Annotated in this window: 9 protein-coding genes; 5 read left to right on the top strand and 4 right to left on the bottom strand. The window is 74.8% G+C overall.

What is annotated here, in order from left to right:
* Nucleotides 1-52: 52 nt before the first annotated feature.
* The gene (locus tag ABZ495_RS26815) at nucleotides 53-1,048 is read right to left on the bottom strand and encodes a hypothetical protein (protein WP_329487533.1); all 996 of its coding nucleotides are present in this window, start codon (nucleotides 1,046-1,048) and stop codon (nucleotides 53-55) included.
* A gap of 184 nt (nucleotides 1,049-1,232) precedes the next feature.
* Nucleotides 1,233-1,961: a GNAT family protein gene (locus tag ABZ495_RS26810; RefSeq protein ID WP_359838482.1), complete on the bottom strand. Its 729-nt coding sequence runs from the start codon at nucleotides 1,959-1,961 to the stop codon at nucleotides 1,233-1,235.
* A gap of 690 nt (nucleotides 1,962-2,651) precedes the next feature.
* On the opposite strand from ABZ495_RS26810, the gene ABZ495_RS26805 reads away from it, so the two are divergent.
* The 5 genes from ABZ495_RS26805 (at nucleotide 2,652) to ABZ495_RS26785 (ending at nucleotide 9,475) form a co-directional block, all read left to right on the top strand.
* The gene (locus tag ABZ495_RS26805) at nucleotides 2,652-3,596 is read left to right on the top strand and encodes a PAC2 family protein (protein ID WP_359838481.1); all 945 of its coding nucleotides are present in this window, start codon (nucleotides 2,652-2,654) and stop codon (nucleotides 3,594-3,596) included.
* A gap of 143 nt (nucleotides 3,597-3,739) precedes the next feature.
* Nucleotides 3,740-4,720, top strand: a complete 981-nt coding sequence (locus tag ABZ495_RS26800; RefSeq protein WP_359838479.1) for an SGNH/GDSL hydrolase family protein — start codon at nucleotides 3,740-3,742, stop codon at nucleotides 4,718-4,720.
* Nucleotides 4,721-4,856: 136 nt separating this feature from the next.
* On the top strand, nucleotides 4,857-6,167 hold the full coding sequence (locus ABZ495_RS26795; RefSeq protein WP_329487526.1) for a deoxyguanosinetriphosphate triphosphohydrolase: 1,311 nt from the start codon (nucleotides 4,857-4,859) through the stop codon (nucleotides 6,165-6,167).
* Nucleotides 6,168-6,220: 53 nt separating this feature from the next.
* Nucleotides 6,221-8,128 carry a DNA primase gene (gene dnaG, locus ABZ495_RS26790; RefSeq protein ID WP_352289783.1) on the top strand — a complete coding sequence of 636 codons (1,908 nt, stop codon included), beginning with the start codon at nucleotides 6,221-6,223 and terminating at the stop codon, nucleotides 8,126-8,128.
* 180 nt (nucleotides 8,129-8,308) lie between these two features.
* The gene (locus ABZ495_RS26785) at nucleotides 8,309-9,475 is read left to right on the top strand and encodes a sigma-70 family RNA polymerase sigma factor (RefSeq protein WP_359838478.1); all 1,167 of its coding nucleotides are present in this window, start codon (nucleotides 8,309-8,311) and stop codon (nucleotides 9,473-9,475) included.
* Here ABZ495_RS26785 and ABZ495_RS26780 read toward each other — a convergent pair.
* Nucleotides 9,472-10,530 carry a DUF2690 domain-containing protein gene (locus ABZ495_RS26780; protein ID WP_359802940.1) on the bottom strand — a complete coding sequence of 353 codons (1,059 nt, stop codon included), beginning with the start codon at nucleotides 10,528-10,530 and terminating at the stop codon, nucleotides 9,472-9,474. The genes ABZ495_RS26785 and ABZ495_RS26780 overlap by 4 nt on opposite strands.
* Nucleotides 10,531-10,943: 413 nt before the next feature.
* Nucleotides 10,944-12,347 carry a glutamate decarboxylase gene (locus ABZ495_RS26775; RefSeq protein WP_359802938.1) on the bottom strand — a complete coding sequence of 468 codons (1,404 nt, stop codon included), beginning with the start codon at nucleotides 12,345-12,347 and terminating at the stop codon, nucleotides 10,944-10,946.
* Between the last annotated feature and the right edge of the window lie 80 nt (nucleotides 12,348-12,427).

Here is a 12,427-nt window from a genome sequence, read left to right as displayed (position 1 = left end):
ACGCCCGCAAGTCGCTACGCCCGCACACCGCCGCCCCCGCAGGCCCGCCGCCCTACCGGGCCCGCCGCCAGCCGATCCGCGCGTGCGGCCCGTGCGGGCCGGTGGCGAGCAGGGTCCGCAGCTCCCGCAGCACGGGCTCCGGCTCCCGCCGCAGCTGCACCGGCGTGGCGCGGACGACCGGGAGTCCGGCGGCGGTGAGGCGGTTGGCCCGCGCCAGCCCGCGCTCGTGGTCGGCCGGGCGCAGGTGCCAGGCCCGGGAGTCGATCTCCAGTGCCACGCAGGCCTGCGGCCAGTAGGCGTCGGGGACGGCGAGGAAGCGCCCGTCCAGGAACAGCACCGGGTTCCAGAGCGGCTCCGGCAGGCCGGCCCCGCGGACCAGCTCACGGGCCTCGCCCTCGACGACCGAGCGCACCCCGGCGGTGAGGTCCTCCACCACCTGGGCGACCTGCGGCAGTGCGAGCGCCCCCGGCCGGGTGAGCAACTGGTCCAGCAGCTCGCCGAGATCGCAGTGCCGCCGCTGGACCGCCTCCGCGCAGAGCGCCCGGAACCGGCGCCGACCGCCCTCCCGCGGTACGAGGTCGGCCAGGGCCCGGGCGACCGTCGTGCTCCAGAGCCCGTCGTCCCGCTCGAACCCGCCCGGCAGTGGCCCGGCGGCCCGGTGGATCCGGACGAAGCCCCGGTCCGAGACCCGGCGCGGGCCCGCGATCAGCACGTCGACGTCCCCGAGGTCCGCCGGGTGCCCGGCGGACGGCAGCCCGGCCGAGGCCAGGACCGCCTCCCCGGTCAGCAGCACCTCGCCGGGCCGCGCCGACCGCCCCTTCGGCGCCGCGTACGCGAGCGCCGCGCGCAACCGCTGATGCGGGGTCAGCCGCCCGCTCTGCAGGCAGATCACCCGGGGCAGCACCTGCTGCCAGGGCCCGCCGGGCCGCAGCCGGTGCGCGATGGTGCCGGACGGCACCCCGAGCCGGCGCAGCTGTGCCCGGGTGACGATGTGCTGCTGGTCGGCGCCGAGCAGCAGCAGGGGGTCGAGGAGGTCCGTGCGGGTCAAGCCGGGGTGCTTCCCGCCCGGGTCGGGGGTATGCGAAACATCGCCCGTCGGGGGAGCGGGCCGCCAATCGGGTTGACGCGGCGCCGGCCGGCCGGGTGGGCTTGGCCGCGATGACTTCCCTCCACGCCGGCCCCGGGCTGCTGGCCCGGGCTGCTGGGGCACGCCGCGACCGGCGGGCCGCCGGTCAGGCGGTGATCAGCTGCCCAGCACTGCCGCCGTGTCTAAGGCACTCCTGGTTGATCGCGCGTTCCGGGGCGCTCGGCGAGGTGGCGGCGGCGATCCGCAGCTCGATGATGTCCCGCACGGCGGGCCACTCGGAGTCGAGGATCGAGTAGAACGCGGTGGAGCGCACCACCCCGTCCAGCCCGCGCGAGTGTGCCCGGCGGACGCCCTCGGACGTCGCGCCCAGGCGCTCGATCGCGGCCCGGGAGCGCAGGTTGCGGGCGTCCGCGCGCATCGAGATCCGCTGCACCCGCCACTCCTCGAAGGCGTACCGCAGCATCAGCAGCTTCGCCTCGGCGTTGACGCCGGTGCCCTGGGCACGCGGGGAGAGCCAGGTGTTGCCGATCTCGGCGGCGTCCGGGACGGCCGTGGCCGGATCGCCGAACGGCACGCCGGGCACCGGCGGCCAGACGACCGGGCCCTGCCAGTAGTCGAGTTCGAGGAACCGGGTGGAGCCGACCACCCGGCCGTCCGCGAGGTTCACCGTCGCGAACGGCAGCGCCCGGCCCGCGGCCCGGTCGGCGAGGGCGCGCGCGATGTAGTCGCGGGCCGCCTCCAGGCCGTGCGGGACGGGGGTGAAGGCGTAGGTCGTACGGTCCTCGGCGCCGGCCTCGGCGATGGCCTCGGCATGGTGCGCGGCAAGGGGCTCCAGCCGCACGGTGCGGCCGGTGAGGATGACAGGTACGGGCACGGAACCATCGGTCCTTCATCGGTCGGAGGGCGCGTCCCGCGCCTGGGTGCGGCTCGGGCTGCGTGGACGTTCGCCCCGGCCCCGGAATCCGCCCGCCCGGGACCGCGCACGCCGGAGGACCGGTCGGACGGGGTGGGGGCGGCGGCCCGGAGGCGGGCAGCGCGGTGCCGGAACGGACACGGGTCGACGGACCGGTCCGGCGGGATGAGCGAGGGGACAGTGTGCGTCCGCGAGATGGCCGAAGAGGAAACGTGAGCGCGAAGGGGAGCAGGCGGCCAGATGAAGGCAAGATGCGTCGTGGGTGACTGGCCGAGCACCGGGCCGGGACGTGATCGACGGCGTTACGGACGACGTGACGACGACGCGGCGATGCGAGGCAGCGAGAGGACGATACCCGCCAGAAGGCGGTGCGTCACCTCGCAGCACACGAATGGGCGCGCGGGCCTTCCGGACGCACGCCCGGGAGGGGCTTCGGGCACCCGTGACCAGCGGGTTTGCCGCCGGGTGCGATCATGGTCCGGAGGGCATCGCGGCGCGCCGCCGGGGCACCCCGGCGGGTCGCCGGGCGTTCCCCGGGGAAGCGGCCGCGCGACGGCCGCGGCCGGCGGGAATTCCGGCGGCGTCCGGCACGCTGGAGACGACGACAAGCCGGTACCGGTCGACGAGTAGAGAACGGGGTGTGGGTGCGCGGTGCGTGATCCCCAGGAGCTGTACGAGCTGGATCAGCAGGGCGTGGCCGCCGTGGCCGCGGCGAAGGCCGCGCTGGCCGACACCGGCGCGGGCCTGGTGCTGCTCCACCACTTCGAGGGCTTCATGGACGCCGGCGAGGCTGGCGGCCAGGTGGTCGCCCACCTGCTGGAGGAGGGCGAGCCGCAGGTGGTGGCCCGCTTCGACCACGACCGCCTGGTGGACTACCGGGCCCGCCGCCCCGCGATGCTGTTCGACCGCGAGCACTGGGCCTCCTACGCGCCGCCGGAGATCCTCCTCCAGCTGGTCCACGACGCGGCCGGCTCGCCGTTCCTGCTGCTCACCGGGCCCGAGCCGGACGTCGAGTGGGAGCGCTTCGGCGCTGCCGTGCGCCGGCTCGTCGAGCGCTTCGAGGTCCGGCTGACGCTGGACTTCCACGGCATCCCGATGGGCGTGCCACACACCCGCCCGGTCGGCCTGACCCCGCACGGCACCCGGCTGGACCTCGCCGCCGGCTACCCGCAGTGGTTCGAGCAGGCCCAGGTGCCGGGCAGCGCGCAGGCACTGCTGGAGTACCGGCTGGCCGAGGCCGGGCACGACGTGCTGGGCTTCGCCGTGCACGTGCCGCACTACGTGGCGCGCTCGGCCTACCCGGCGGCCGCGGTGCTGATCCTGGAGGCCGTGCAGTCCGCCACCGGCCTGGTGCTGCCGGGCACCCGGCTGCGCGAGCGGGTGGGCGAGGTGTACGCCGACATCGAGGAGCAGCTGGCCCACGGGGACGGCGAGTTGCGCTCCGCGATCCGCGGCATGGAGGGCCAGTACGACGCCGTCGCGGGGGCGGAGGGCCGGGAGAGCCTGCTGGCCGAGCCGGTCGACCTGCCGTCGGCGGACGAGCTGGGCCGGCGCTTCGAGCAGTTCCTGGCCGAGCACGAGCGCGGCCCCGAGTAGTCCGCGCGCCGGCGTCCGCCGGACTCTCCGCCCCGGGCGGGAGAGTTCGGGCGCCGTCGTTCGTTGGCGGTGAGGTGCCCGGGGGACGGGCCGCCGTGAAGAGATGCGTCGCCGGCTCCGGCCCCCGGGGGGATTCCATGTCCGTGTCCACACGCCCGACCGCGGTTCTGGCCACCGGGCTGGCCGCGCTGCTGCTGGCCGCCTGCAGCGGCGGCGGTGCCGCGGGTACCGCCGCCCGGTCACCGGGCGGCCCCGAGCCGGTGCGGGCCACCCCCACCCCGACCCCGCTCCCCACCGGCCCCTACGTCGCCCTCGGGGACTCCTACACCTCCGGGCTGAAGATCGCCCCGCAGGTGGGCGAACCGAGGGGCTGCGCCCGCTCGGCCGTCAACTACCCGTCCCTGGTGGCGAAGGCCCTCGGCCTGGCGGACGGCCGGTTCAAGGACGTCAGCTGCAGCGGTGCCCGCACCGGGGACCTCACCGGCTCCCAGGAGACCGACGGCGGCGGGGTCAACCCGCCGCAGCTGGACGCGCTCTCCCCGGCCACCCGCCTGGTCACGGTCGGGATCGGCGGCAACGACGCCGGGTTCATGGAGGTCGTCGGCGAGTGCGCCAAGGAGAACCTGGCGGACGTGGTGAAGAGCCTGATCGGCTCGGGGCGGGCGCCGGCGCCGTGCAAGGACCACTACGCCTCCGCCGGCGGCGCCGCCGACCAGGTGCAGCGCAAGGTGGACACCGCCGGTGAACGGCTGGGCCAGGTGCTGCAGGAGGTCAAGCGCCGCTCCCCGCAGGCCCGCGTCTACGTGGTCGGCTACCCGGTGCTGCTGCCGGCCGACCCGGCGAGCTGCGTGCCGGTGCTGGGCCGGGCCCTGGCCGCGGCCGACCTCGGCTTCATCGCCGAGAAGGAGCAGCAGTTGAACGCGATGCTCAAGCGGCGCGCGGAGACGGCGGGCGCCGTCTTCGTGGACGCGGCCGCGCCCTCGGCCGGTCACGACATGTGCGCCGGCGAGGCGGCCCGCTGGGTGGAGCCGCCGTTCCCGGCCCCCGGGCTGGCGGCGATCCACCCCAACGCCAGGGGCCAGGAGGGCGTGGCGGCAGCCGTGTTGAAGGCCGTCCGGGGCTGAGCCCCCGCCGGCCGGGGCGGTCCGGCACCCGGCCGGACCGGCCCCGGACGGACGGCCAGGGTTCACGTCCCGGCCCGCACCCCTTCGCGCGCGGCACATCCCGGCTGTCGGAGCGGCGGCGTACGGTGATTGGCATATGGACGACACTGCACACCGCCTCCCCGACGCCCCGTTCCCGTACGACCACGCCGCCGAGGCCCGCTGGGTGCCCGAGCCGGACAAGCGCCCGGGCCGGACGGCCTTCCAGCGCGACCGCGCCCGCGTGCTGCACTCCGCGGCCCTGCGCCGACTCGCCGGCACCACCCAGGTCGTTGCCCCGATGCGCAGTGACTTCCCCCGGACCAGGCTCACCCACTCGCTCGAATGCGCCCAGGTCGGGCGGGAGTTGGGCGCCGCCCTCGGCTGCGACCCGGACCTCGTCGAGACGGCCTGCCTGGCCCACGACATCGGCCACCCGCCGTTCGGCCACACCGGCGAGGAGGCCCTCGACCAGGCCGCCGAGGCCTGCGGCGGCTTCGAGGGCAACGCGCAGTCGCTGCGCATCCTGACCCGCCTGGAGCCCAAGCGCTTCGCCCCGCAGGACGAGCAGCCCGCCCGGCTCGCCCCCTGGCCCGGCCGCAGCGTCGGCCTCAACCTGACCCGGGCCGCACTGGACGCCGCCACCAAGTACCCCTGGACGTACGGCGCGCACCCGGTCGACCCGGCCTCGTCCAAGTACGGCGTCTACGCCGACGACCTGCCGGTGTTCCGCTGGCTGCGGGCCGGCACCCCGCCCGGGCGCAAGTGCTTCGAGGCCACCGTGATGGACTGGTCCGACGACGTCGCCTACTCCACCCACGACGTGGAGGACGGCCTCCAGGCCGGCCACATCGAGCCGGCCGTGCTGCGCGCCCCGAGCGAGCGCGCCGAGCTGTTCAAGGTGGCCGAGCGCTACGCGCCGGACGCCGAGCCCGAGGAGCTGGCCGCCGCGCTGGACCGGCTGCTCGGCCAGGAGTGGTGGCCCAGCGCCTACGACGGCTCGGCCCGCGCCCGGGCCGGCCTGAAGGACCTCACCAGCCAGCTGATCGGCCGCTTCTGCCTGGCCGCCGAGCAGGCCACCCGGGCCCGCTACGGCCCCGGCCGGCTCAGCCGGTACGCGGCCGAGCTGGTGGTGCCGCGGGACGTCCGGCTGGAGTGCGCGGTGCTCAAGGCCGTCGCGGTGCGCTTCGTGATGCAGCGCGACGAGCAGGCCCAGCTCCGGGCCCGCCAGCGGATCGTGATCGCCGAGCTGGCCCACGTCCTCGCCGAGCGGGCGCCCGAGGGCCTGGACCCGGTCTTCGCCACCCTCTACCGCGAGGCGGAGGACGACCGCGGGGCCCTCCGTGCGGTGATCGACCAGATCGCCACCCTCACCGACGCCTCCGCCCTGGCGCTGCACGCCCGACTGGTGGGGCCGCCCCGGTCGTGAGGAGGCCGCCCCGGCGCGGTCGGTAACCCGCGCCGCCCCAGTAGACTTCCGGGGTGGCCGGGCGGATCAGGGACGAAGACGTACAGGCGGTGCGGAGCGCACTGCCGATCGACGTGGTGGTCGGCGACTACGTACAGCTCACCAACGGTGGCGGTGGCGAGTACAAGGGCGTCTGCCCGTTCCACGACGAGAAGTCCGCCTCCTTCTACGTGAACCCCGCCAAGGGCGTCTTCCACTGCTTCGGCTGCCAGGAGAACGGCGACACCATCGCCTTCCTGATGAAGATCGAGCACTTCACCTTCGCCGAGGCCGTCGAGCGGATGGCCGCCCAGGCCAACATCACGCTCCGCTACGAGGAGGGTGGCTACAGCCCCCGCCACCAGCAGGGCGAGCGCACCCGGCTGGTCGAGGCGCACAAGGTGGCCGCCGCCTGGTTCCGGGAGCAGCTCGGCTCGCCGGAGGCCGAGATCGGGCGGCGCTTCCTCGCCGAGCGCGGTTTCGACGAGGCGGCGGCGGCGACCTTCGGCGTCGGCTACGCCCCGGCCGGCTGGGAGAACCTGGTCCGCTACCTGCGCGGCAAGGGCTTCAGCGACAAGGAGATCCTGCTCGGCGGCCTGGCCTCGCAGGGCCAGCGCGGCGGCCTGATCGACCGCTTCCGGGGCCGGCTGGTCTGGCCGATCCGCGACATCGCCGGTGAGACGGTCGGCTTCGGCGCCCGCCGGCTGCGCGAGGACGACAACGGCCCGAAGTACCTCAACACGCCCGAGACGCCGATCTACAAGAAGTCCCACGTGCTGTACGGCATCGACCTGGCGAAGAAGGAGATCGCCAAGTCGGGCCGGGCGGTGGTGGTCGAGGGCTACACCGACGTGATGGCCTGCCACCTGGCCGGGGTCACCACGGCGGTGGCCACCTGCGGCACCGCCTTCGCCGAGGACCACATCAAGATCATCCGCCGGCTGCTGATGGACACCTCCCAGTACCGCGGCGAGACGGTCTTCACCTTCGACGGCGACGCGGCCGGCCAGAAGGCCGCCCTGCGGGCCTTCGAGGACGACCAGAAGTTCGCCGCCAAGACCTCCATCGCGGTCAGCCCCGGCGGCATGGACCCCTGCGACCTGCGCCTGGCCAAGGGCGACGAGGCGGTCCGGGAGCTGATCGACAACCCCGTCCCGCTGTTCGAGTTCGCGCTGCGCTCGGCCGTCGCCCGGCACCGGGTGGAGAACCCGGAGGGCCGCTCGGCGGCCCTGGAGGAGGCCGCGCCGATCGTCGCCAAGATCAAGGACCGCTCGATCCAGCACGAGTACGCCGTCCGGCTGGCCGGCATGCTCGGCATCCTGGACGAGCAGTTCGTGGTCCGCCGGATCTCCCAGCTGGCCCGCTGGGAGCGCGAGCGCCAGCAGAACCCGCGCGCCAACGGCCAGCAGCGCCGCCCCGAGCAGGCCCAGCCGGTCCGCTCCGCCCCGCCGGCCTTCCGGCTCAACCCGCGGGACCCGGCCCAGTTCGTCGAGCGCGAGCTGCTCAAGCTGGCCCTGCAGCACCCGGACCTGGTCAGCCCGGCCTTCGACCACTACGGCGAGGACGAGTTCCCCACGCCGCCGTACACCGCCGTGCGCCGCGCCATCGGCCAGGCCGGCGGCGCCGCGTACGGGGCCACCCTGGCCGACTTCACCAGCACGGTCCGCGAGGCGGCCCCGGACGACCGGGTCCGTTCGCTGGTCACCGAGCTGATCGTCGAACCGGTGCGCTCGCGCCGCAAGGTGGACGCGATCTACGCCGGGGAGTTCCTGGTCAAGCTGCGGCTGCTGGCGGTCGACCGCCGCGTCGAGGAGGTCCGCGGGCACCTCCAGCGGCTCGGCACCCGGGCCTCCGCCGAGGAACTGCACGCGGTGCAGACCGAGCTGTGGCAGCTCCAGCAGTACGGGCAGAGCCTGCGCAGCCGGGGCGCCGCCGCGCTCTGACGCCGGGTCCGGTCCGGCGCCGGCGCGGGTGCCTCCCGGAGGAGCGGCCCTCGCGGCCCGCCGGAGAAAGTCCGCGCACGAGTCTCGGCCACGAAGCGTGGCGTACCGCACACTGGAGGGCGTCCCACCTCCGTCCAGCGCGCGGGTCCGCCAGAGTCGCGCCCGCCCCGAGGGATGCCCGTGGACCAAGGCCTCGCCGCGACCCCCCGCCCGACCACCGATCCGCTCGCCCCCCACGACGACGACCACGGCCGGGCCGGCCCGCCGCCCGCCGACGGTGCCCGGGTGCCCGTGCAGGGCCTCCCGGAGGGCCACCCCGGGGCCGCCGACCCCGATCCCGATCCCGTGCCCGCCGCCGGTCGGGCGGCGGAGCCGGGGTCCGAGGCCGAGCCGGACCTCGACGCCGAGCCCGACCCCGGCCCGGCGGGCGCCACCGGCCCGGCGGCGGACCTCTTCCGCCAGTACCTGCGCGAGATCGGCCGGATCCGGCTGCTGAACGCCGCCGAGGAGGTGGAGCTGGCCCGCCGGATCGAGGCCGGCCTGTTCGCGGAGGAGCGGCTCAACCGCGAGCCGCCGCCGCCCGACCCGCTGGCCGGGGAGCTGGACACCCTGGTGGTGACCGGGCGGATCGCCAAACGGCGGCTGATCGAGGCCAACCTGCGTCTGGTGGTCTCGGTCGCCAAGCGGTACATCGGCCGCGGCCTCACCATGCTGGACCTGGTCCAGGAGGGCAACCTCGGCCTGATCCGGGCGGTGGAGAAGTTCGACTACGCCCGCGGGTACAAGTTCTCGACCTACGCGACCTGGTGGATCCGCCAGGCGATGAGCCGGGCGCTGGCCGACCAGGCGCGGACGATCCGGGTGCCGGTGCACGTGGTCGAGCTGATCAACCGGGTCATCCGGGTGCAGCGCGCGCTGCTCCAGGAGAGCGGGACCGAGCCGGGCCCGGCCGAGATCGCCGTCGCCCTGGAGCTGACCGAGGCCCGGGTGCGCGAGCTGCTCCGGCTGGCCCAGGAGCCGATCTCGCTGCACACCCCGGTCGGCGAGGAGGACGACGTCGCGCTCGGCGACCTGATCGAGGACGCGGACGCGGCCTCACCGGCCGAGTCCGCCACCTTCCTGCTGCTGCGCCAGCACCTGGAGGCGGTCCTGGCCACGCTGGGGGAGCGCGAGCGTCAGGTCGTCCAGCTCCGCTACGGCCTGGACGACGGCCGCCCGCGGACCCTGGAGGAGATCGGCGTGCTGTTCGGCGTGACCAGGGAGCGGATCCGCCAGATCGAGTCCAAGACCCTGGTCAAGCTCCGGGAGCACGCCTTCGCCGAGCAGCTCCGCGGCTACCTCGACTAGGAGCTGGGCACCGGGGCGGCGGGGGTGGCCGGCGGCGAGGCCGGGCCGATCGGGATCGGGGTCGAGGCGATCATCTCGGCCAGCCCCGAGACGCCCGCCGTGCAGGCGTCCCCGGCCGGCTGGTGGCCGCAGACCCGGAAGGTGGCGTTCGGGTCCGCCGCGTTCACCATCGCCGAGTAGTTGTCGTACCCCCAGTGGATCAGCGCCGTCTCGGTCTCGCCGCCGCTGCTGGTGATGGTCGCCCAGTCGTCCGGCGCGCCCTCGGTGATGGCGGCCCAGGCGGCCTGGCAGCGCTGGCTGTAGCGGAGGTAGATCACCACCTTGCCGATGTTGCCGGTCAGCAGGGTGCGGGCGTCGGCGCCGCAGCCGGTCGCCTTGGGATCCTTGTGCGAGCAGCCCATCGCCTGGCAGGACGACTCGGTCGGGGCGGTCCGCGCGGTCGGGGTGGCCGTGGCCGTCCCGGCCCCGGTGACCTGTGCGACGGCGGCCGGTTCGGCGCCGTCGCCGCGGGTGTAGTGGACCCCGGCCAGCACCATCAGGGCGGCCACCGCGGCCGCGCAGCCGACCAGGGCGACCGGCCGCCGCCACCAGCGGACGGACGGCGCCTGGTCCGGCCGGTCCTCGACCACCGGTTCGGCGCCGTCGGGCTCCGCGGGTTCCGGCTCCGGCTCCGGCTCCGGGTCCGCCCCGGCCCCTTCCACCGCCGGCTCCTGGACCGCCGGGCCGTCCGGGTCCGGGTACGCCTGCGCCTCCGTGTCCGCCGGCACGCCGTCGGTGCCGGCCGCGTCCCGCGCACCCGCCGCGGTCTGCTCCCAGAGCGCCCGCAGCGCGGGGCCGTCGCACTCGACCGCCCTGATCAGGGCGTCGAGCGCCTGCTCGGTGATGACCCGCTTGCCGTTCAGCCAGCGTTCCCAGGAGGCCCGGCTGTAGTGGGTCCGGGAGGCGAGCTCGGAGAGCGAGAACCCGGTGGCGTCCTTGACCGCACGGAGCTCCTCCGTCAGGCGCCTCGCAGGCACGGAGAGGTCGTCCGGCAGTTGCTTCCAGGCGGAGCCCATTCGGTCAGTCCCAACATCGGAGGCGGGCGGCGGAGGCGCCGGAAGGGCCTGAAGGGGCTCCGGCCCGGGCCGTGGGGGCCGCTCCCGTGTCTCCAACCTCATCGGCATGTTGTCCCAAACACCAGGTCCTGGCCCTGAGACGGACGGAAGTGTCTCACAACCCCGGCTGACGCTCGAACAGGTGCCTGGTCGTCATGCAGAGTTCTCTCACCGGTGCGTTTCGCGGTCCGGATGTTTCGTCCGGACCCTGCTTTCCAGGCCGGTCCCCGACGTCCCGATCCCCCACCGGACATGGCAGCCTCGCGGGGGGAGGCTGCCCCGTCCGAGGGACGTACGGCGGGGGAGGGCGCTTCTGTGCGCCCTCCCCCGCCGTGATCACGGGCCCGCCGGCGCCCGCCTCGGCCGAGCCGGTGTCAGTGGTGGAAGGCCGTCCTGGGCGGCACCCCGTACTCCTTGAGCGGGCGGGGCTGGCTCCGCAGCTCCGGCAGCAGCCGGTCGAGGTCGGCGAGCAGCAGGTCGGCCAGGTCCCGGGAGAAGCCGTTGCGGCAGACCACCCGGAGCACCGAGAGGTCCTCCCGGTCGGCGGGGAAGGTGTACGCCGGTACCTGCCAGCCGCGCTCGCGCAGTCTCCGCGAGACGTCGAACACGTCGAAGCTCACCTCCTCGGAGGTGGTGAAGGCGAAGACCGGCAGTTCGTCGCCCCGGGTCAGCAGCCGGAAGTCGCCGAGCGCCTCGATCTGCCCGGCGAGGTAGACCGCGACCTCCCGGCAGGCCCCCTGGACGGCCGTGAAGCCGCTGCGGCCCAGCCGCAGGAAGGTGTAGTACTGCGCGATCACCTCCGCGCCGGGGCGGGAGAAGTTCAGCGCGAAGGTCGGCATCTCCCCGCCGAGGTAGTTGACCCGGAACACCAGCTCCTCGGGCAGCGAGTCGTGGTCCCGCCAGAGCGCCCAGCCGACCCCGGGGTAGACCAGGCCGTACTTGTGGCCGGAGGTGTTGATCGAGGCGACCCGCGGCAGCCGGAAGTCCCAGACCAGCTCGGGGTCCAGGAAGGGCGCGACCATGGCGCCGGAGGCGCCGTCCACGTGGACCGGGATGTCCAGCCCGGTGCGCTGCTGCAGCGCGTCGAGGGCGGCGCTGAGCTCCGCCACCGGCTCGTAGGAGCCGTCGAAGGTCGAGCCGAGCACGGCCACCACCCCGATGGTGTCCTCGTCGCAGAGCGCCAGCGCCTCCTCCGTGCCGAGGTGGAAGCGCTCGCCGGCCATCGGCACGAGGCGGGCCTCGACCTCCCAGAAGGTGCAGAACTTCTCCCAGCAGACCTGGACGTTGACGCCCATCACCAGGTTCGGGCGGGCGCCGGCCGCGTACCGGTCGGCGTTGCGCTTCATCCAGCGCCGCTTGAGGGCGAGGCCGGCCAGCATGCAGGCCTCGCTGGAGCCGGTGGTGGAGCAGCCGACCGCGGTGCTCGGGTCGGGCGCGTGCCAGAGGTCGGCGAGGATCGCCACGCAGCGCCGCTCCAGCTCGGCGGTCTGCGGGTACTCGTCCTTGTCGATCATGTTCTTGTCGAGGCACTCGGTCATCAGCCGGGTGGCCTGGACCTCCATCGACGTGGTGACGAAGGTCGCCAGGTTGAGCTTGGCGTTCCCGTCCAGCATCAGCTCGTCGTGGATCAGCTGGTACGCCGTGTCGGCTGCCACCGGGCCGTCGGAGAGGCGGTGCAGCGGCGGGGCCAGCTCCATCGCGCTCAGCGGATCGGCGGAGCCGACGAACGGATTGACGGACAGCCGGCGGTCGTCGCCGGTCCCCTTGTGCAGCGCCATGTGGTCCTGTCGCCCTTCGCTCCGGTGACCGCGTCGCTCCTCACGCTGCCACCGGCCACCGGAAGGCGCATCTCCACGGC

This window comes from Kitasatospora sp. NPDC005748 (genome assembly GCF_040630735.1).
In the GTDB taxonomy this organism is placed as follows: Bacteria; Actinomycetota; Actinomycetes; order Streptomycetales; family Streptomycetaceae; genus Kitasatospora.
Note: the sequence above shows the minus strand (reverse complement) of the source record. Positions and strands in the feature narration are given on the sequence as shown.

What these genes read in the sequence shown, in the direction of transcription:
- ABZ495_RS26775 (WP_359802938.1), bottom strand. Translation starts at nt 12,347, where the DNA reads ATGGCGCTGCACAAGGGGACCGGCGACGACCGCCGGCTGTCCGTCAAT.
- ABZ495_RS26795 (WP_329487526.1), top strand. Translation starts at nt 4,857, where the DNA reads ATGGACGACACTGCACACCGCCTCCCCGACGCCCCGTTCCCGTACGAC.
- ABZ495_RS26780 (WP_359802940.1), bottom strand. Translation starts at nt 10,530, where the DNA reads ATGGGCTCCGCCTGGAAGCAACTGCCGGACGACCTCTCCGTGCCTGCG.